16 protein-coding genes are annotated in these 21,610 nt (G+C 40.9%); 7 read left to right on the top strand and 9 right to left on the bottom strand.

The window, feature by feature from the left end:
• Positions 1-20 precede the first annotated feature (20 nt).
• Positions 21-956, bottom strand: coding sequence for a bifunctional riboflavin kinase/FAD synthetase (gene ribF, locus BCU91_RS10230; RefSeq protein WP_102439205.1), 936 nt, complete (start codon positions 954-956; stop codon positions 21-23).
• A gap of 64 nt (positions 957-1,020) precedes the next feature.
• On the bottom strand, positions 1,021-2,580 hold the full coding sequence (murJ, locus tag BCU91_RS10225; protein WP_102531404.1) for a murein biosynthesis integral membrane protein MurJ: 1,560 nt from the start codon (positions 2,578-2,580) through the stop codon (positions 1,021-1,023).
• A gap of 256 nt (positions 2,581-2,836) precedes the next feature.
• Between murJ and rpsT the strand changes: the two genes are divergently transcribed.
• A complete protein-coding gene (gene rpsT, locus BCU91_RS10220) occupies positions 2,837-3,103 on the top strand; it encodes a 30S ribosomal protein S20 (RefSeq protein ID WP_076542960.1) in 267 nt (88 codons plus the stop codon).
• A gap of 230 nt (positions 3,104-3,333) precedes the next feature.
• Here the strand turns inward: rpsT and BCU91_RS10215 are convergent, their stop codons facing one another.
• Positions 3,334-3,630, bottom strand: coding sequence for a metalloregulator ArsR/SmtB family transcription factor (locus tag BCU91_RS10215; protein ID WP_076542961.1), 297 nt, complete (start codon positions 3,628-3,630; stop codon positions 3,334-3,336).
• Positions 3,631-3,764: 134 nt separating this feature from the next.
• Between BCU91_RS10215 and BCU91_RS10210 the strand changes: the two genes are divergently transcribed.
• On the top strand, positions 3,765-5,201 hold the full coding sequence (locus BCU91_RS10210) for a M20/M25/M40 family metallo-hydrolase (RefSeq protein ID WP_102439207.1): 1,437 nt from the start codon (positions 3,765-3,767) through the stop codon (positions 5,199-5,201).
• 105 nt (positions 5,202-5,306) lie between these two features.
• Here the strand turns inward: BCU91_RS10210 and yaaA are convergent, their stop codons facing one another.
• Both yaaA and BCU91_RS10200 read right to left on the bottom strand, forming a co-directional pair.
• Positions 5,307-6,086 carry a peroxide stress protein YaaA gene (gene yaaA / locus BCU91_RS10205; protein ID WP_102531403.1) on the bottom strand — a complete coding sequence of 260 codons (780 nt, stop codon included), beginning with the start codon at positions 6,084-6,086 and terminating at the stop codon, positions 5,307-5,309.
• Positions 6,087-6,251: 165 nt separating this feature from the next.
• On the bottom strand, positions 6,252-7,688 hold the full coding sequence (locus tag BCU91_RS10200; protein WP_076542978.1) for an alanine/glycine:cation symporter family protein: 1,437 nt from the start codon (positions 7,686-7,688) through the stop codon (positions 6,252-6,254).
• A gap of 575 nt (positions 7,689-8,263) precedes the next feature.
• Between BCU91_RS10200 and BCU91_RS10195 the strand changes: the two genes are divergently transcribed.
• From BCU91_RS10195 to BCU91_RS10175, 5 genes are all read left to right on the top strand, one after another.
• Positions 8,264-10,630, top strand: coding sequence for a phosphoketolase family protein (locus tag BCU91_RS10195; protein ID WP_102439209.1), 2,367 nt, complete (start codon positions 8,264-8,266; stop codon positions 10,628-10,630).
• 326 nt (positions 10,631-10,956) lie between these two features.
• Positions 10,957-12,060, top strand: a complete 1,104-nt coding sequence (locus tag BCU91_RS10190; protein WP_102475623.1) for an OmpA family protein — start codon at positions 10,957-10,959, stop codon at positions 12,058-12,060.
• Between the two features lie 305 nt (positions 12,061-12,365).
• Entirely contained in the window at positions 12,366-13,319 is a 954-nt protein-coding gene (gene tal, locus BCU91_RS10185; RefSeq protein ID WP_102475622.1) for a transaldolase, read from the top strand.
• A 17-nt stretch (positions 13,320-13,336) separates the two neighbouring features.
• Positions 13,337-14,974, top strand: a complete 1,638-nt coding sequence (pgi, locus tag BCU91_RS10180; RefSeq protein WP_102531402.1) for a glucose-6-phosphate isomerase — start codon at positions 13,337-13,339, stop codon at positions 14,972-14,974.
• 209 nt (positions 14,975-15,183) lie between these two features.
• The gene (locus tag BCU91_RS10175; protein ID WP_076542968.1) at positions 15,184-15,369 is read left to right on the top strand and encodes a DUF3545 family protein; all 186 of its coding nucleotides are present in this window, start codon (positions 15,184-15,186) and stop codon (positions 15,367-15,369) included.
• Positions 15,370-15,502: 133 nt separating this feature from the next.
• Here BCU91_RS10175 and BCU91_RS10170 read toward each other — a convergent pair whose 3' ends face one another.
• The 4 genes from BCU91_RS10170 to thrA form a co-directional block, all read right to left on the bottom strand.
• The gene (locus BCU91_RS10170; RefSeq protein ID WP_102439282.1) at positions 15,503-16,045 is read right to left on the bottom strand and encodes a hemerythrin domain-containing protein; all 543 of its coding nucleotides are present in this window, start codon (positions 16,043-16,045) and stop codon (positions 15,503-15,505) included.
• A gap of 186 nt (positions 16,046-16,231) precedes the next feature.
• Positions 16,232-17,515 carry a threonine synthase gene (gene thrC, locus BCU91_RS10165; RefSeq protein WP_102531401.1) on the bottom strand — a complete coding sequence of 428 codons (1,284 nt, stop codon included), beginning with the start codon at positions 17,513-17,515 and terminating at the stop codon, positions 16,232-16,234.
• 32 nt (positions 17,516-17,547) lie between these two features.
• Entirely contained in the window at positions 17,548-18,504 is a 957-nt protein-coding gene (gene thrB, locus BCU91_RS10160; RefSeq protein WP_102439214.1) for a homoserine kinase, read from the bottom strand.
• Positions 18,501-20,969, bottom strand: a complete 2,469-nt coding sequence (thrA, locus tag BCU91_RS10155) for a bifunctional aspartate kinase/homoserine dehydrogenase I (protein WP_102439215.1) — start codon at positions 20,967-20,969, stop codon at positions 18,501-18,503. Before thrA ends, thrB begins: the two co-directional genes overlap by 4 nt.
• Positions 20,970-21,610: the final 641 nt, after the last annotated feature.

Raw genomic sequence — 21,610 nt, 5'->3', positions numbered from 1 at the left:
ATTATTTGGGCTGATTAATCTCAACCTGCATCATTGCTAAATAAAGCTTTTGCTTCATTTACATCATTCAAAATTTGTTTTTTTAACGCATCCAGTGACTCGAACGGATGTTCATCACGGATTTTTGCCACTAATTCAACTTCCACTCTTTTACCGTATAAGTCACCAGAGTAGTCGAATAAGTGCACTTCTAATTGACAGACTTGCCCTTCAACAGTTGGCCTAAAACCAACATTAGCAACGCCTTCATAAATATCACTGCCATCCCAATACATTTTTACCGCAAACACCCCTCTAACAGGTGATACTTTGCGCTTTAATGCAATGTTGGCAGTTGGAAAACCAATGGTTCGCCCAATTTTTTGGCCGTGGGCCACTTTACCTGACAGTAACACTGGGTGCCCGAGTAAACGCCTTGCTTGCTCTAAGTTCCCTAATGCTAACTGCTCACGAACCGCAGTGGAGCTCACTCTGGTAGAACCTAAGATAAAGCTTTGGGTACTGACCACAGTAAAACCGAACTTTTTACCCGCTTCAAGTAACATATCAAAGGTGCCAGTTCTGTTTTTACCAAAACAAAAATCATCACCAACCACTAGATACTTCACCCCTAATTTATTGACTAATAAATCTTCAATAAATTGCTCTGCCGGTTGATTAGCAAAACGAGTATTAAAATTAGCACACAGAAGACGATCAATATTGAGCTCTTCTAGCAAACTAATTTTATCTCTTAATAAGCTAATTCTTGCAGGGGCATCTTGTTGGCGAAATAACTCTTGCGGTTGTGGCTCAAAGGTCATTACTACAGCAGGTAGCTGAAAGTGTTTAGCTTTATTAACTAAATTATTAATCACTTGCGCATGACCACGATGCACACCATCAAAGTTACCAATAGTGAGCACGCATCCATTATGCGAAGGTAAAATATTATGTATACCGCGAATTAGTTCCATTACGCCAAACAACTGCTACTGTAAATCGGCTGATTATATACTAGATAGAATGGATAATCAGCATTCATGATCGACGTTTCATTGTCCAAGGCTTTAGCCCCATTAGCACTAAGCTGAATAAATAGGCTAATGCACCTAATATGATGAGTTTTAACAGGCTGTAAACCTTAACTTGCATTGCCATATCTAACCACATTTGCTGCTCTGGTAATAAGTAAACTAATAGCGCTGCCATCACGAGTGTCGCAATGACCACTTTAGCGAAAAATACCATGGTTGAACGATTGACTTTATAGACACCAGCTAGGTGTAAGCCTCGATATAACAGGCCGGCATTAAGAAAGGCTGACATAGAAGTGGCAATTGCAAGTCCTACGTAGCCAAATGGAATGGCAAAAATGATATTGAACACCATATTGCTTACCATGGCGATAATACCGAATTTAACTGGGGTTTTAGTATCTTGGCGTGAGTAATACCCCGGCGCCAATACTTTAATCATCATAAAACTCAGTAAGCCACAACCATAAGCCACTAAACTGTACGATGCCATCTCAACATCAGATACTGTAAATGCGCCGCGCATAAAAAGCACCATTAACATCGGCTGAGCAAGAATGATTAATCCCAGCATGGCTGGCATGCCCAATAATAAAATGGCTCTTACTCCCCAGTCCATAGTGTCACTAAAACCACTGCCTTTATCATCAATATGCTTTCTAGATAAAGCTGGCAAAATAACCGTCGCAATGGCAATACCAAACAATCCTAAAGGGAACTCAAGTAAGCGGTCTGAGTAGTAAAGCCAACTAATAGAGCCTGTCATTAAAAAACTGGCAATAAAGGTATCGAACAGTAAATTGATTTGCGAAACAGAAACGCCAAATAATGCAGGGATCATTAAGGTTCTGATTTTCACGACCCCACTGTGGTTCCAGCCCCATGACGGTTCTACTAAGGCATTTTCACGTAGTAAAAACGGAATTTGAAACAAAAACTGCACTAAACCACCAAAAAACACCCCTAAAGCTAAAGCGATTTCAGGTTGTTCCATCTTGGGGGCAAACACTAAAGCGGCAATAATAATGGTAATATTCAAAAATACCGGCGTAAAGGCAGAAACTGCAAACTTACCGCGGGTATTTAATATTGAGCCAGCCAGTGCGGTTAAGGTAATAAACCATAAATAAGGGAAGGTAATTTTGAGCATCATAGAGGCAAGTTCAAACTTTGCCGCATCCGGCCCATCGTTCATCCAATCATAAAACCAGCCACCAGCAAATAATGCAGCAAGTATCGGTGAGCCGATAACACCAATTAAGGTTACAACGCTCACTATGCCGCCCAAAGTACCGGCCACTTTACCTATAAGCTCACGGGTTTCAGCTGGGGTTTTGTTTTGTTGGTATTCTGTCAACACCGGCACGAATGCCTGTGCGAAAGCACCTTCAGCAAATAATCGACGTAAAAAATTGGGAATTTTATTGGCAAAGATAAACACATCGGCACTACTACCTGCACCCATTAAGTTGGCAATGACTACATCTCTAACCAAGCCAAGCACCCGAGATATCAAGGTCATAACACTGACGATAGCACCTGATTTTAATAACGATTTACTCAAGCATCACTCCAAAGCCGCACACAAGCGTTTAAATTAAGTCTGATATATCTCAAATTTTCGATTCTAATGCTGTCTATGGGGTATAAGAACTGATAGAATTGCGCCACATCTTACACGAGTTGGGTTGAAGATAACCGAGCCAGGTAGTTTTATTTGTCTTTTCGACGTTATTTCTATCATATTCATTGACAAAATGAATAAAAGCAGGCATATTCCTCGCCCTCAAAGTATTAAACCCAGTTTTAGGAGTTGCACCTTGGCTAATAGCAAGTCTGCAAAGAAGCGCGCGCTTCAGTCTGAAAAACGTCGTCAGCATAACGCTAGTCGTCGTTCAATGTTACGTACATACGTTAAAAGAGTTATCGCTGCTATCCAGAGCGGTGACCACAAAGCGGCTACCGAAGCATTCGCAGCAGCACAACCAATTGTTGACCGTATGGCGACTAAAGGCCTTATTCACAAGAATAAAGCTGCTCGTCAAAAGGCACGTATAAACGCAAAAATCAAAGCACTAGCTGCTTAATTTTAGCGATTTATATTACAAAAACCGACTTAGGTCGGTTTTTTTATACCTGCAATAAAATAACTCACAAAAAATACTCTCTCCACTTGCCCTGCCTTCAAGCTTTTACGGACATTTTTGCGCTAAATATCAAATCCATATTTAAGACATAAAAAAACGCCTTAACTCGATCTTACTGTCATCAGTAGCAAGATATTGTTAAGACGTTATAGGTATCAAAATTATTGCCATTAATGGCAGTATAAATTATCCAATACTTTTATTAGCTCACGAACTTCATCACTTTTAAGTGAATAAAACACAGTTTGCGCTTCTTTACGTGTACAAACGAGATTGTCTTTTCTCAGCCAAGCTAAATGCTGCGATAACGCAGATTGGCTTAGACCTAGTTTTTTATTCATCTCACCGACACACATTTCGCCTTCATTCAGCAAATGGCACAAAATAAATAAACGGCGTTCATTTGCCAGTGCCTTTAGCATTACCACAGCATGATCTGCTCGCTGCTGCATCATTTCTATATTCATCACGCGTTAGCTCTCCTTAATCATCACTGAGACTAATATAGCCTTCCCTAACAAATCGGGCAGCGACATGAAGCACACTTTTTGGTAGATTGTTTTTAAAAATGAGACTTAGCTAATAAAAATGAAGGAAACTCATGAAAAACTATAAGAAATCAATTTTTACAGGGATAGTTTTAGCCGCTATATCAGGCTGTCAAAGCCAGACAAATGATACCCAAGTAACACAATTACCACAGTCTGCTAACGATGTAATTAGCCAGCAACTAGCCACAAAGGCGTTATCTTCTACTTTAGGTTATGACATTGTTGAATCATTGACAGTGGAAGTCGGCCCTCGACTCGCCGGTTCCGAGAAAGATCTCATCGCAGTCGAATGGGCGATGAATAAACTCAAAAGCTTAGGTTTTGATAAGGTCTATAAGGAATCTGTCCAAGTCCCAGCTTGGTCACGAGGCCATGCTCAGGCATCAATCGTCTCACCGTTTGAGCAACCGCTGGTCATTAGCGCTCTAGGTGGCAGCGTGGCAACGCCTGAGTCAGGTTTACAAGCCCAGATAGTGCGCTTTGACACCCTTGCTGCACTACAAGTCGCCGATCCAGCATTAGTCGAAGGCAAAATTGTCTTTATTGATCATAAAACCGAGCGCCATATTAGTGGTAAAGGCTATGGTCAGTCTGTTGGCGGCCGCTCAAGAGGCGCGGTTGCTGCAGCAGAAAAAGGCGCTGTCGCTGTGGTCATTCGCTCAATAGGTACCGATCATGACCGCATGGCCCATACCGGCATGATGCGTTACAAAGATGGAGTGGCAAAAATTCCAGCTGCTGCATTGTCTGCACCAGATGCTGATATGATTAATGCCATGTTAAAAAGAGATAAGAACATCAGCTTATCACTTAACCTATCTTCAAAGAATTTAGGGGTCGCAACATCCTACAATGTTATTGCCGAGGTAACTGGCAGTAGTAAGGCTGAAGAAGTGGTGCTGATTGGCGCTCACCTTGACTCTTGGGATGAAGGCACGGGTGCAATTGATGATGGTGCAGGCGTTGCGATTGTGACTGCAGCGGCGAAATTGATTCAAGATTTACCTCAAAAACCAGCGAGAACCATTCGAGTGGTATTATATGCCGCAGAAGAAGTGGGATTAGTTGGCGGTAAGGCTTATGCAAAGCAACATGCTGACGAGCTGGTTAATCATTATATTGCCGCAGAATCTGATTTTGGCGCAGGCAAGATTTACCAAATTGATTTCAACGTTAATCCACACGTATTTGAGCAAGTTAAAACTGAGCACAGTTCAATGACTATCAACGGGGTTAAGTTAGGGAACAATAACGCTTCTGGTGGCCCTGACGTGTCTATGATGCCCTCTCTAGGTGTCCCTGTGGCGTCCCTTCGACAAGATGGTACTGATTACTTTGATTATCACCACACCCCTAACGACACTTTAGATAAAATCGACCCTACCGCATTAGCGCAAAATGTCGCTGCTTATGCGCAATTTGCTTATATCATGGCGCAATCAGAACTTAACTTACGCCCATTAGCTAAAAAGGCCGATAAGAAATAATCTATCAGCCTTTTATCGCAAAAAAGCAGTTAAGGAGTTCAAACCTTAGCTGCTTTTTTATTAAGTATTTTTTTACCCGTTACATTACACTGAAACTTGTAGTGGTTACTTAATTTGCTCTTCTCTTAAAAACACTGGCGCTGCAGGTGTCGATAAGTCTTCACTGTAATAATAGCCATCTAAGTCAAATTGCTGCAATTGTGCCAATGACGTCACATCGTTTTGGATAATGTAACGCGCCATCAAGCCGCGGGCTCTTTTGGCATAAAAACTGATCACCTTGTATTGACCATTTTTGCAGTCTTTAAATACCGGGGTGATTAAAGTGGCCTTAAGTAGTTTGGGTTTAACCGCTTTAAAATACTCATTTGAGGCTAAATTAATGACGATATCATCACTTTGATTAGCAACAGCTGCGTTAACTTCATTGGTGATTGTCTCGCCCCAAAATGCATAAAGACTTTTGCCTGCGGGGTTTACCAAGCTGGTGCCCATTTCTAAACGGTAGGCTTGCATCAAATCCAGCGGCTTCAGTAAGCCATACAAACCAGATAAAATTCGTAGGTGCTTTTGAGCCTTATCGATTTCCATATCAGACAGTGAGTCAGCATCAAGTCCGGTATATACATCGCCCCTAAAGGCAAACATAGCTTGCTTGGCATTATCTAGAGTAAAACGTGGTTGCCACTGTGAAAATCGAGCCGCATTCAAACCTGCTATTTTATCGCTCACTTTCATTAAAGAGGCAATATCCATGGGCGTCAATTCACGACATACGTCAATCAATTGTTGGCTGTAATCTAGCAAAGTCGGTTGAGTAAACTTCTTGGTTGATGCAGGCGTTTCAAAATCAAGTGTTTTGGCAGGAGAAACTAATACTAGCATTGCTGATAATCCTATTTTATAAAATGGACTCTAATTCATGCTATCTATCATACTGAGCTTCATAAAAAAAACCATGCAATTACTGCATGGTTTTTTAGATTGTGCTAAATGCTTTTTTCAAATTTGATTAATCTGCAATTAACATTCGCGATTAAGTAAAGTGAGTTACTTGGTCACTTCAACTTCTTTATTGATCCAAATCCCATCTTCTATCTGACCTTCAAGCTCTGGGAACTTAGTCGTATCAAATACAGGATCTTCACCCTTATTAACTTGTTGGCGGTAATCATTAATAATTCTCACCGCTAAACCTGACAATAACAGCAGGGCAATCATATTAACTAACGCCATCAAGCCCATAGAAACGTCGGCTAAATCCCAAACGATGCCAATCTTAGCCACTGCGCCAAACATAACCATACCTAATACTGCGATACGGAAGATTGGTAGTGCACCTTTTTTATTGCCAGATAGAAACATCACGTTAGTTTCTGCATACGAATAGTTAGCAATAATTGACGTGAAACAGAAAAGTAAAATAGCAAAGGCAATAAATGCCCCACCCCAGTCACCCACATGATGCGTTAATGCATTAATGGTTCTTGCAATACCATCACCAGAGCCGCCACCATCACCAGACAATAAGATAATTGCCGCAGTAGCAGTACAGATAACAATAGTGTCCACAAACACACCCATCATTTGCACAAAACCTTGTGACGCTGGGTGATTAGGATTCGGTGAAGCACTTGCTGCAATATTGGCGGCACTACCCATACCTGCTTCATTAGAGAACAAGCCGCGAGCAATACCCGCCTGCATTGCTTGAGCAACACTGTATGCTACACCACCAGCAGCGGCCTCTTGCCAGCCAAATGCACTGTTAATCACCAACATAAATACGGCAGGCAATTGCTCAACATTCATTAAAACAACAACCAAGGCAATCGCAATGTAGGCTAATGCCATAATCGGAACGATAATTTCTGACACTCTAGCGACCTTTTTAAGACCGCCCATAATCACGAGGCCACTCAATAGCGCAATCCCAAGACCGACATAAATTGGATTTAAATCAAATACGGCAGTCATTGCACCAGAGATAGTATTTGCTTGAACAGCATTAAACACTAAGCCAAAACAAATAATCAGTAGGATTGAAAATAGAATCCCCATCCAGCGTTGGCCAAGGCCTTTTTCCATATAATATGAAGGGCCACCACGATACTGCCCGTCAACGTCTTTAACTTTATAAACTTGCGCTAACGTTGACTCGATCATTGCCGTCGCCATACCGAGCATGGCAATGGCCCACATCCAAAATACTGCCCCAGGACCTGCGGCACCGATTGCAACCGCAACACCAGCCATATTACCGGCTCCGACACGGGCAGCCATACTGGTACAAAAAACTTGAAATGAAGATAAGCCATGCTTACCAGGGCGGCGGCTAATCGCTAATACTTTAACGCCGTGTACGAAATGAGTAATTTGAATACAGCCAAGACGAACAGTAAAAAAGATACCTGCGCCTACCAGCCCATAAACTAACAATTTACCCCAGAGTAAATTGTTCATGAAACCAACAATTGTTTCTAACATTGCCATTTGCTTAATCTATTCCTTGGAATAACTTTATTTTGTAAAAATATGCTTAAACCGAGCAACACCTTCAGACAAAATAAAATTATCGAATTATTATAATGAGCTCATCAAAATCTAAGTTCGCAGCCTCAGCATGTATTCGAAAATAGCCAAGCTGTTACTGTTTATTAAATTCAGTGAGCGAATATATTAGTTAATTATTATTTAGCATTATTCAAGTTAACTTTACTGACTTTAACCAGTAAAGCCCAGCAAACATTACCACTCTTTACCACTTATCGCTTAGTTATAGGTGTTCTCAAAAAAATGCGAGAAAAAACTAGCATAGAAAAACTTCAAACATAGGTGACAGTGATCACATTTATTTAAATAGCCGCCTAAAGCCCCATCTAGAATAACAATTGCAAATCGCCTAACACCAAGTGACTCAACAATTTCTTAACCTAACATCATTTTATTAATGATTTTTTTTAATACAAAGTTAGATCAATAACACATTATTGATTCAATTTAGGGAATACAGTGTTCTCATTAAAAGCTAAATCAATCTTATCTTTCATAATGAGGTCACTATGACACAGCAAAATGAAATCACTGCTCTTAAAAAATATGTTAGAGCAACTAACTTCCTCGCTACCTCACAAATCTATCTTAAGCAAAATGTGCTTTTTAAAAGAGAGCTACAACATACAGACATTAAACCTCGACTTTTAGGTCATTGGGGTACCTGTCCAGGTATCAATTTTGTGTATGCAAACGTTAATCGCTTAATCGTTAAGCATGAAAGAGAATTCATTTATTTAGTCGGTCCTGGTCACGGCTTCCCAGCAGTTCAAGCTAACCTGTTTGTTGAAGGTTCTTTAAGCCATTTTTATCCAGAAACCATCCCCTATAACGAATCAGGTATTGAAGATATCTGTAAAAAGTTCTCAGCAGCATATGGCTACCCTTCTCATGCAAACCCTGAAGCCCCCGGCCAAATTTTAGAAGGTGGCGAATTAGGTTATTCATTATCCGTTGCTTGGGGCGCCGTTCTTGATAATCCAAACTTAATCGCAGCTTGTTTAGTTGGTGATGGTGAGTCTGAAACAGGGCCATTAGCTGCATCATGGTATGCCAACCGGTTAGTCGACCCTGCAACCAATGGTGCGGTACTGCCCATTGTGCATATTAATGGCTATAAAATCTCAGGCCCGACTCGTATGGGACGCATGAGTCATGAAGAGTTAGATCTTGAATTTCGTGGTTTAGGTTATCATCCCATTATTGTTGATGATCAACTTGAAGAGGATGTGTTTGTTCAAATGAAAGAGGCTATGGACTTAGCTTACGAGATGATCAATGATATCCAAACTCGTGCCCGTCGCGGCGAAGATGTTTGTAAGCCTCGCTGGCCGGTTATTCTTATGCGAACAGCTAAAGGCTGGACAGGTACATCTGAGTTTGGCGGTAAGAAGCTAGCTGGCAACTGCGAATCTCATCAAGTCATCGTCAATAAGTGTGCAACAGATGCAGGTCACCTAAAAGCGCTTAATGACTGGTTAGCAAGTTACAAATTTGATGAACTGTGCAGTATCAATGCGCAAGGTGAAATTACCTTTGATGAAGAAATTCAATCTTTGATTCCACCTAAGCAGTTATGTTGTGGTCGCCAACACTTAAGTTATGGCGGTGAAGTAGTCCGTGCACTTGCTCAACCAGATCTTAAAAAACTAAGTTATGGTCCAGAAACCCCACGTGGTACTCGCGGCGTATCAATGTACAAAATGGGCGAGTGGATGCGTGACGCATTCAAATTAAATCGAGATCAACGTAACTTACGTATCTTCAGCCCAGATGAAACATACTCAAATCAACTGCAAGCGGTATTTGAAGAAACAGATCGTGCATGGCAATGGCCGATTGAAAGCTGGGATCAAGATATGGCGCGTGATGGCCGTGTTATTGAACTGCTATCGGAAAACTTACTTTTCGGTATGATGCACGGTTACACAGTAACAGGTCGGCATGCCATGTTCCCAACCTATGAAGCCTTCTCTCAAGTAGTTTCATCAATGGCTGATCAGTACTGTAAATATGTGTATGCCAGTCAAGGGGTTCACTTCCGTAAACCTGTACCTTCTTGTAATGTTGTTTTGTCTTCTTTATTAGAGCGTCAAGATCATAATGGTTATTCGCATCAAAACCCTTCATTTCTAGGTGCTATGTTAGAAAAGCATCCAGATATTATTTCTGCATATTTACCTGCTGATGGTAACAGTACACTCACTTATACAGAGCGTGCATATGAAGACCGCGACAAACTCAACATTTTAGTTGCAGGTAAAAAAGAGTTACCTCAATGGCTATCACTAGATGAAGCCCGTAAGCAAACTAAAGATGGCGTGATGGTATGGGATTTTGCATCAGATGATAATCCTGATGTAGTACTTGCAGGTTGTGGTGATTATGTCACTCAAGAATGTATGGCGTCATTAGTACTCATTAGAGAACTACTGCCAAGAGTGCGTATTCGTTATGTCAGTGTAACTGAACTTAATAGTAACGGTTTAGGTAGTCGTAAATTCCAAAATAAGCCTTGGTTAATGGATGAAATATTTACTGAAGATAAAGGCGTGGTATTTAACTACCATGGTTATCCAAATACCATCAAGAAATTGGTATTTGATTATAAAGGCAGTAAACGTTTCCGCATTAAAGGCTATGAAGAAGAAGGTTCAACTACAACACCATTTGATATGGGCGTTCGTAATGGCACATCACGTTATCACCTTGTGATTGATATGGCATACAAACTATTCCAACAAGGTGTTATTGATGAAACTCAGCATGTTCAAATCACAACGGATATGCTCCAAAGATTAGTAGAACACCGTAACTACATTAAGGCCAACGGTGTTGACCCAGTAGACATTGAAAATTGGGTTTGGACTCGGTAATTAGATTAGAGTTCAAAAAACAAACTACAATCGTTTATAACGAGTTAAAGCGCCTTTGGCGCTTTTTCTTTATACCACGGACAACAAAGCCCATCGTCAATTCATTAGAAAAAACCAACACTGCAACATCTTGCGGGGATTCGTTAGGTATTTGTTGGTAATATTTTAAAAATATTCGTAACTACTATGGAAAACCATTGAATTTAAGACGATAATTAGCTTGCCAGCTAAATCATAATAGGAACGCCAAATAAGTGCTGGTGACACTTAAGGTAAACAATCGGTTTACATGTGTTTTGGTGACATAAAATAACAATGGACTATATATGATGAAAAACACCTTAAAAGTAGTATTACTCACCTCAATGTTGCCTTTTGCCGCTGTCGCAGAACAAGAGTTAACGCCATGGTATGTCGGTGGTGGTTTAGGGATTAATAATTACGAACCACATTGCGACCTTAAAACAATGACCCAATGTGAAGATGATGACCCTTATGCTTGGGATGTCTTCGGTGGTTACTTATTTAATGACTATTTTGGTATTGAACTCGGTTATAGAGACTTAGGTCGTATTCAATGGACAGATTTCAGTAATAAACGTAATGATGTCGGCGCTAGAGGCATGGCATTAGGTTTAGTCGGTTTTTATCCTTTCGCTGACAAGTGGAGTTTGTCTGCTGAGGCTGGCGGAATGAACTACCTTTTAAAGAACATAAAAAATTATGGCACTGAGTATTACAGTGACAGCGGTATTGCGCCCTATATCGGTGCTGGTATCGGTTATAATTTTACCGAAAACTTAAAGCTGCAGGCTAAATATCGTCGCTACGAAAACTTAGACGATGATAAATATAATACCCTTGAAATGGAAAGTAACTATTGGGGCTTAGAATTAAGCTACCGCTTTGGTAAAGCTAAAGCAGCAGCCCCTGTTGTTGCAGCTGCTGTTGCACCAATTGATTCCGACAACGATGGCGTAATGGATGATCAAGATAGCTGTCCAGATACACCAGCAACTCACAAAGTTGATGCCAATGGTTGTACTGTCTACGAATTTGTAACAGACAATCATGACTTAGGTGGTATTTTATTTGATAACAACTCTTCTGTTATTAAGTCAGCTTCTTATGCTGACATTGAAAAATTAGCTAATTACTTGAAGAAAAATCCTGAGCATACCGTATCAATCGAAGGTCACGCTTCTAATGTTGGCAAGCCTGCATATAATATGACCCTTTCTGAGAGTCGTGCTAAATCAGTCGCTGAAGCTTTAGCAGCTAAATATGATATTGAAGCAAGTCGTATTCAAGCTATTGGCTATGGTATTACTAAACCTATTATGGAAGGCAATACCGCTGAAGCCCATAAGCAAAATCGTCGTATTGAAGCTATCGTAACCGGCACAGAAAAACGTGCGGTTCTAAAATAATCAACTAATTAAGCTGGTAATAAAAAGTCGCTGCTTGCAGCGACTTTTTTGTTTTTGTAGCCATCAGCTAAAAAATAAAAACCCTTACCAATAAAGAGATGTTATCGGTAACACTTTTATTTCAACGATAAAAACAACTTAAACAACTAATAAATCAGGCATTAAATTACACAATTAGTTGCTTATGAGCTCATTTCACGTTTATTTGCGTTATTTTTTTACAAATGTTGTTGGAAAATACAGTAAGATCGCATTTAATAACTGTATTGAACAAAATAACTTTGTTACTTGAGAGGGAAATTTCCATGGCGAACACGTTAGCTCAACTAAAAGCACTAACCACAATCGTTGCTGATACCGGCGACATTGAAGCAATTAAACGCTACCAACCAGAAGACGCAACCACCAACCCTTCTCTAATTTTAAAAGCGGCGCAAATTCCTGAATATGCCCCATTAATTGATGATGCTATTGCTTGGGCAAAACAGCAGTCAAATGACACAGCTCAGCAAGTTGAAGACGCAGGTGATAAATTAGCCGTCAACATCGGTGTAGAAATTCTTAAGATTGTTCCAGGCCGCATCTCAACAGAAGTCGATGCCAGACTTTCTTTTGATAAAGCAGGCTCTATCGAAAAAGCCCATAAGCTAATTAACCTATATCAAGCAGCCGGTATTGATAAATCTCGCATTCTGATCAAGTTAGCATCTACTTGGGAAGGGATCTGCGCAGCAAAAGAGCTTGAGCAACAAGGCATCAACTGTAACCTAACGCTATTATTTAGCTTTGCTCAAGCCCGAGCTTGTGCTGAAGCAGGTGTTTACCTTATTTCGCCATTTGTTGGTCGTATTTTAGATTGGTATAAGAAAGACACAGGTCTTGATTACACCGCTGAAACCGATCCTGGTGTGGTATCAGTAACCGATATCTATAACTACTATAAGCTTCACGGCTATAACACTGTGGTAATGGGTGCAAGTTTCCGTAACACTGGCGAAATTATCGAGCTTGCGGGCTGTGACCGCCTAACGATAGGCCCTGCGCTATTAGAAGAGTTAGCCAATAGCGATACTGTTATTAGCCAAAAGCTAAAACCTGCAACAACAACGGTTGCCGCGCCAGCACCATTAACCGAAGCACAGTTCCGTTGGGAATATAACCAAGACCCAATGGCTGTTGATAAACTTGCTGAAGGCATTCGCAACTTTGCCATCGACCAAGGTAAACTTGAGGTTATGCTAAACGCAAAACTTAGCTAATCAACGGAGTGATTTGCATGACTAATTTAACTCAGAGTAATACTTGGCAGCAGCTAAAGAAAAATACAGCAGCGCTTCCCCATATGCGGGAGCTATTTGCTAATGACCCTAAACGTTTTGAGAAGATGAGCCTCAAAAGCTGCGGTTTATTATTAGATTATTCTAAAAACCGTATCGATAAGGAAGGCTTAGGATTATTGTTTGCATTAGCTGAAGAAACCCAGTTATCAGCTAAAATTTCTGCCATGTTTAATGGCGATATTATCAATAACACCGAAGGCCGTGCAGTATTACACACAGCGCTGAGGAGTAATCCTGAGCAAGTAATTATGGCTGAAGGGGCGAATATCGTCCCTGAAGTGCAGCAAACACTAGCAAAGATGACTCAGTTTGTGGCGTCTGTATCTCAAGGTGAATGGAAAGGTTACACCGGCAAAACCATTACTGATATTGTCAGTATTGGCATTGGTGGCTCTTTCCTTGGCCCTAAAATTGTCTCTCAAGCATTAAGGCCTTATTGGCAAAAAGGCCTTAATTGCCATTTTGTGGCTAACGTTGACGCAAGCTCTATCTGTGAGAAGCTTAAAAACTTAGATGCTGAAACAACCTTATTTGTCATGTCATCGAAGTCATTTGGCACCCAAGAAACACTGACCAATACCCTAAGCGCTAAAGACTGGTTCCTCGAGCAAGGTGGTAGCCAAGCCGATGTCGCCAAGCACTTTGTCGCAGTAACATCAAACGTTGCTAAAGCGACTGAGTTTGGTATTGATGCTGACAATATTTTCCCGATGTGGGATTGGGTGGGTGGACGTTATTCATTATGGTCAGCCATTGGCTTACCCATAGCGTTATTAGTGGGTATGGATAACTTCAAGCAACTGCTTGATGGTGCCAAGCAAATGGATCAACATTTTGCCCAAGCGCCACTTGAACAAAATATGCCTGTGATTATGGGCATGTTGTCAGTGCTTTATAGCAATTTTCATGATGCACAATCCCATGTAGTTTTGACCTATGATCATTATTTACGTGGTTTACCCGCTTACTTCCAGCAACTTGATATGGAAAGTAATGGTAAGTCGGTCATGCTTGATGGAACTCAGGTAGATTTCAATACCGGCCCAGTGATCTGGGGTGGTGAAGGCACCAATGGTCAGCATGCATATCACCAGTTGTTACATCAAGGTACAGCACTTATCCCAGCTGACTTTATTATGCCACTGCAAAGTCACAATCCATTAGGTGAACATCATAACCAGCTTGCTTCAAACTGCTTTGGCCAAACCCAAGCATTGATGCAAGGTCGCACTTATGAAGAAGCTTTAGCGGAATTGGCAGGCAAAGATACGCCTGATGCTGATAAAGCCCTTATTGCTAAGCACAAGACAATGGCAGGTAATAAGCCAAGTAATACCTTATTAATGGATAAGCTAACTCCAACGACCTTAGGTTCGTTAATTGCCTTATATGAACACCGCACGTTTGTTCAAGGCGCTATTTGGCAAATTAACTCTTTTGATCAATGGGGGGTGGAATTAGGTAAAGTCCTTGGCAACGATGTCCTAGACCGCATCGGCGCCAAAAATGATGCCACAGAGCTTGATAGCTCCAGTAATTCATTAATTAATTTATACCGTCAAGGTCAGATTTAAACACTAAAAAAGCCAGCTAAAGCTGGCTTTTTTATATACACTTTCATTTCCTCATAGCACAAGCCTCTAAATACGCCAGCAAAACACCACTTGAACATCACTTAAACATCACCTTCCATTAACAATATTGAAACATAACTATTGCACTATAGTGACGGAATATGATATTTATTTGAATAGAGACATCATAATAACAAGGGAGGTTTACCATGGATCGTTTAGACTATGGTGGTGCGCTAGACCAAGTTGTTGAAAGACCAACTCGCTCAAAAAGCTCAAATAAAAAACGTAAATGGCGAGAAATAGAAGCGTTAAAGGATAAACAGCGCTTACTTAAGGAACTTCAAGACATTGACACAAGTTTCGATTTTGATTTCGATGCGATGCCATTGTAAGCAAGATAACTAACTGAATAGTTATTCAAAGGTCTATATATAAAAAGAGCGCTTATAGCGCTCTTTTTAATTGCAATGCTTTTAACTGTAACTCGTTATCATTAATCCTTTAAGCGAGATAACACAGAGTCAGCTACTGTGGTTCAACTTCAGCAATATGCTCTTTAAGCTCTTCAAAGATATTATCATCACTATCGTTAAATAACGGATCATCAACTAAACGCTGCTCACATTGTTGCCATATTTTATCCCAATCACTGCCCTGCATGTGCTTAGCAAACAGAGGAAATAGCTCTTTTTCTTCATATTGCATATGAGCCGTTTGGATTTCAACATACGCTTTTAAGTCGGAAACCAACTTTTCTCGGGAAATCACCACATCTGAAAGTATCAAATTCAGACTATACATCAATGCACCAGATGACTCTGCTAGACTGCTATGTTCATCATGAAGCCTGGTCGTACTAGGGCTAGGAAAGTGCTTAATAAAGTAATCAAAAGTAATATCTTCTACCGGATGGTGACTATGCTCAGCATAAACCTGCATATATTCGACGACATCACGAATAAGCGCAAAATTAACTGATTCGCCCTGAGAAAGTTTGTGATTTTTCTTGGCTAGAATATTCAATAATATGGCTATGTGTTTGTGATCATTCATTAGCCTTTTAAGTATCATCTTCTCCATTACCACAATTCCTTCATGTCTAAAAAGTTTAAACCTCTAGTATTATTAATCTACACTATGGATTGCGCAGATGTTATGACCGAGATCATAAAATACAAACCTGAAACATTCAGATGAGTTTAAATAACAAAAAAGCACCCTAAGGTGCTTTAGTAAGCTGATATTAAAGCTTTATTATTTAAGAATGTTAAATAAGTGCTCTTTCAGCTTGGTAAAATCAGCGCTCAGTTCTGCAGATAAAATCGGCTTATTCACTACAGCTTCAAGCTCTTGGGGTAATGGTAAATCGATTTGTAATTGCACATCGACCACATCTTTAAATTTCGCTGGATGCGCCGTTCCTAAGAAAATACCGGTTTCACCACTTTTAAGCTCATCAGATAAAGCTTGTGCGGCAATTGCGGCATGAGGCTCAGATTGATAACCCAGCTGATATAACTCTTTTAACGCCGCAGTGGTTTGCGCTTCATTAAGCGCCACCCCTGTAATAGACGATAACGGCCAATTTAACGCCTCACAAATGGCTTCGACTCTTGGCCAGTTTGATGGCTCGGACACATCCATCGCATTAGACATAGTCGCAACGGTAGTATTTGGCGCCCAATCACCTGCAGCAAGGTAACGTGGCACAGTATCGTTTGAGTTAGTCGCCGCAATAAAGCGCTTAATAGGTAAGCCCATCGCCTTGGCAAATAAACCTGCGGTTAAATTACCAAAGTTACCGCTAGGCACTGACAGCACAATCTCAGCATTGCTGGTTTGCTTCATTTGAGCTACCGCTTCAAAGTAGTAACAAATTTGCGCCAATAACCGACTAATATTGATTGAATTAGCCGAGTTTAAGTGCAGCCCATCACGAACATCACTATCATCAAATGCCTGCTTAACCAGTGTTTGGCAAGCATCAAAATCTGACGCAACAGCGACAGTATGAATATTCTTACCTAGAGTCGTGAACATCTTCTCTTGCAGCTCACTGATTTTTCCTTTGGGGTACATCACCACCACTTGTACAGCGTCAAGGCCAAAGAAAGCATCTGCCACCGCCGCGCCAGTATCCCCTGAGGTCGCCGTCAAAATAGTGAGCTTTTCATCTCCTGCTAATAAATTAACGCATTGCGCCATAAAGCGCGCGCCAAAGTCTTTAAATGCCAATGTAGGCCCATGAAATAACTCTAAACACGCACGTTTATCATCAGCTTTCACTAAAGGCACATCAAAAGTGAATGCTGCATTAACTAACTCATTAACTTTATCTTGACCAATTTCATCAGCAAGCCAAGCCCCTAAAATACGCTGACTTCTTGCAACAAAAGGTAACGCGAGTAGCTCATCGATATTATCAAGCACAGGAATAGATTTTGGAAAAAAAAGCCCTCTATCTTTACCTAAACCTAATTTTACCGCTTCACTAAAACTGACCACTTGTGATGGGTGCTTTAAATTATATAATTCCATTTCTAAACGCCTTTAAAATTAAAATGTGGTGACTAAACTCGACGCGTACCTTGCTCATCAAGTTGACAGACATGGGCAAACCCACCAGCCTGTGATAAATAATGCTGCTCTAACCATGCTTTAGCAGCTTTAGCAGTTTCTAGATTATCGGTTACAGAAAACAGCGTTGGGCCACTTCCTGATATGCCGGTGGTTAACATGCCTAACGTTTCAAGTTCTGCGCGCGCATGGCTATAACCCGGAATCGCATCGGCTCGATAAGGCTCAGCCATCACATCCTTTAAAACGCTAATAGCAAGCTTTGGATCTTGCTGATAGCTTGCATGCACAAATGCACTTAAATGACGGCCAAAATCGATGGCTACCGCTTTATCGTATTGCTGTGGTAATAAGTCGCGCATCTTGGCCGTTGACAGTGAGATCCCCGGATAGGCCACCACCCAATACCATTGCTTAAACGTAGGAATACCAGCGCACACCTTATTGGGAGTATTTAGCATCAACTGCATGCCGCCTAAATAACAAGGGGCAACATTATCAAAATGAACACTGCCTGAAATCATTCCTTCAAACTCGCCCATTAAAAGCAATAATGCTTGTTCATCAAAAGGCTGCTCAAAATGCTCATTTAATGCATAAAGTGCTGCAACCACAGAGCTTGCACTAGAACCAAGCCCACTGCCAACTGGTAAATTTTTCTCTAAACAAATAGCCACACCTTGTTTAGCATTAAGTTTTTCAAGAAAAAACACAGCACATTGATAGACGATATTCTGTTTACCATCTTCTGGTAACTTATGCGCCCATGGACCCGTTTGAGAATAATGAACACCAGCATCAGCCGCTTCAATCATCACTCTATCACCCAGTAAACTGCCATCAATTGGCGCAAGCGCAGCGCCGAGTAGATCAAATCCAACACCGACATTACCCATTGAAGCAGGAGCATAAACAGTTATCGCTTTATCCGAAGTGACTTGTTTGCTCATAGCCCCACCTCGCGAGTCCAGTTTAAAGTTCTTAATACATCCGCAAACGCGCCAGCTGCAGTCACATCAGTACCCGCACCATAACCGCGTAATACAAATGGAATAGGCTGATAATAACGGCTGTAAAATGCCAGTGCATTCTCGCCGCCTTTTACGCTGTATAACGGATCTGATGAATCAACCTCTACAATACGTACATGACACTTACCTGCTTCAATCTGACCCACATAACGCAGTACTTTACCTTGCGCTTTTGCCGATTCAACTCGCGCACTGACTTGCGCATCAAGTTGTGGTAAACGATTCATAAAGGTGTCTACATCGCCTGAATCATCAAACGAGCTTGGCAGAACTGATTCAACATTAATATCATCAAGTTCTAATGGCATGCCCACTTCACGAGCAAGAATTAGTACTTTTCGCGCCACATCCAAACCACTTAAATCTTCACGAGGATCCGGCTCTGTAAAACACTTATCACGAGCGATTGAGGTGGCCTCTGATAAGCTCATGCCTTCATCTAACATGCCGAATATATAAGATAATGAACCAGATAAGATCCCATTAAATCGCTGTAACTTATCACCGGCATATAGCAGTTTCTTTAAGTTATCAATCACTGGCAGGCCAGCACCTACGGTTGTTTCATACAAGAATTGTCTGCGCTGCAATAACGCCGTTGTGCGCAATTGTTGGTAGTAAGCATAATCACGAGTGTTGGCTTTCTTATTCGGGGTGACGACATGGTAGCCAGCATTCATCACATCAAGATAACGATCTGAAACCAACTCACTTGAAGTGCAATCAACTAAAACAGGGTTTAGCAGTTGCTGTTCTTTACCCCAGGCCAGCATCTCTGCGAGATCATAGCTTGTATCGCTATCAGCCAATAAAGCCTGCCAATTATTTAAATCTAGCCCAGCACTGCTCAGAAGCATTTTACGAGAATTGGCAATACCACATACTCGCATGGTTATATGCTGCTCTTTAAGCATCGAGGCTTGTTGTTTGATTTGCTCTAATAGCCCTGCCCCCACATTACCACTGCCTACTAAAAACACATCTAAATACTGCTGAACATCAAAGAAGGCTTGATGACAGGCGGCAATGGCATGCTTAGTTTTACGTTGCTCAATTACAGTAGAAATCGAACGTTCTGACGAGCCTTGGGCGATGGCGATAATATTAACGCTGGCTTTAGCCAGGGCGCTGAAAAACTTAGCAGCGGCGCCTTTATGGGTTTTCATGCCATCACCAATAAGCGACACAATCGCTAAATCTTGTCTTAATTCGATAGGCTCGAGTAACTCAGACTGGATTTCTAACTCAAATTCAACTTCTAATGCTTGTTTTGCTTTATAAGCTTCATTAGAGCTAACACAAAAGCTAATACTGTATTCAGACGAGCTTTGAGTGATTAATGAAACTGAAATACCACTGCGAGAAATCGCTTCAAGGGTACGACTGGCCATGCCCACCATGCCTTTCATGCCAGGACCTGAAATGTTAAACATGGTTTGTTCATCAAGGTTAGAAATGGCCTTGACCTGCAAGCCTGTTTTGTCAGGCTGATTAGACACTAATGTGCCAGGCGCTGATGGGTTAAAACTATTTTTGATATAGCAAGGAATGTGATACTGAGCAATCGGTGCAATGGTTTTAGGGTGCAACACCTTAGCACCAAAATAAGAAAGCTCCATAGCTTCTTGATAGCTAAGTTGTTCAAGTAATTTAGCGTCTAATACCACGCGTGGATCCGTGTTATAAACCCCATCGACATCGGTCCAAATTTCACAGCTTGAGGCATCAAGACAAGCTGCTAAAACCGCTGCAGAGTAATCTGAGCCATTTCGCCCTAAAGTCACTGTTTTACCTTGCTCATTAGCAGCAGTAAAACCTGGCATAATCCATACCCGTGCTTCATTTAATGAAAGCGCAGCAAAACGCGGTTTGCTTTCATTGATATCAACAATAGATTCAAGTGGCTTACCATGGGCTAAGAATAATTTTCTTGGGTCAAATTGCGCTGCGGTAAGTGATTTTGCTAGCATCACTTGTTCCATTAAGGCTGCCGATAAACGCTCGCCAGAGACGATAACCTGCGCTTGAACATGATCGGGGCATTCGTTAAGCAGCTTTATTCCAGTGACTTTGTCATTCCAGTCAGTTAATTGCAGCGCCAGCTTTTCATCCAGTAGCGCTTTTTGCTGCGGTGAAATTAACGCTTGTTCAGCGTCACTAAAAAGGCCACTAAAAACCGACTCAATATGGGCTAATACCGCTGCATAGTCTTGATTGGTTTGTGCGAGACTTACTAACTCTAACAAGGCATTGGTAACAGTTGCAGGCGCTGATAACACAGTCGCAATAGCCTCTTCAGCTGCAGCTTGTTCAATAATGTCTGCTGCCATCAAAAAACGTTGCCAATTGGCTAACGAGGTTCCACCAAACTTCATCACTTTCATATTCTTCTCCCTTAACTCGCTAGCACTAAATATTAATTTTAAATCTGAAAACAAAAAGCCCGCTTCTTTGTGGGAAGCGGGCTTGTCGTTATAAATCTTTAGGGTGTAATCAGCCCGCCCCCACAATGTTAATTGTGGTGGTTGTAATAATGGTAACTACAACATGGTTAACGGATTTCATCATTACACTCGATTTAATATGTGTTTGTTTTGAATTGATAACAGAATTGCTTTTTTTAAGGTAGGTTGTCAACCCCTAATTAGTGGTTTATTTTTAAGCACTCTATTGATAACAAGCTAAATCACTGCTGAAATCACAATAATCGCAGCTATCACACTAAAAAACGCCTCCAAAACAAGTTTTTAGTATGTTTACGTAAACGTAATCCAAAAAAGATATACAATAATAAATACTTACAAGTCAGAGACTTACTATTATTATGATTTTTATATGGTTATTCAAAAGCGCCAAAAGTCATCTTGCATTAAATTTCAGTGCCTAAGCACTAAAATTAGCATTTTCATAAACATGGCAGCGCAAATCACCATGAAAATGATTCATCTAATCTATTTAAAAACAGTGACCTGTGTACTGCGCGTAAATTTAGTCACAGCAACAATGGTAAAAACATCCATTGTCA

This window comes from Shewanella sp. 10N.286.52.B9, from assembly GCF_002873635.1.
GTDB lineage: Bacteria > Pseudomonadota > Gammaproteobacteria > Enterobacterales > Shewanellaceae > Shewanella.
This window is presented reverse-complemented; position numbering and strand designations above follow the sequence as displayed.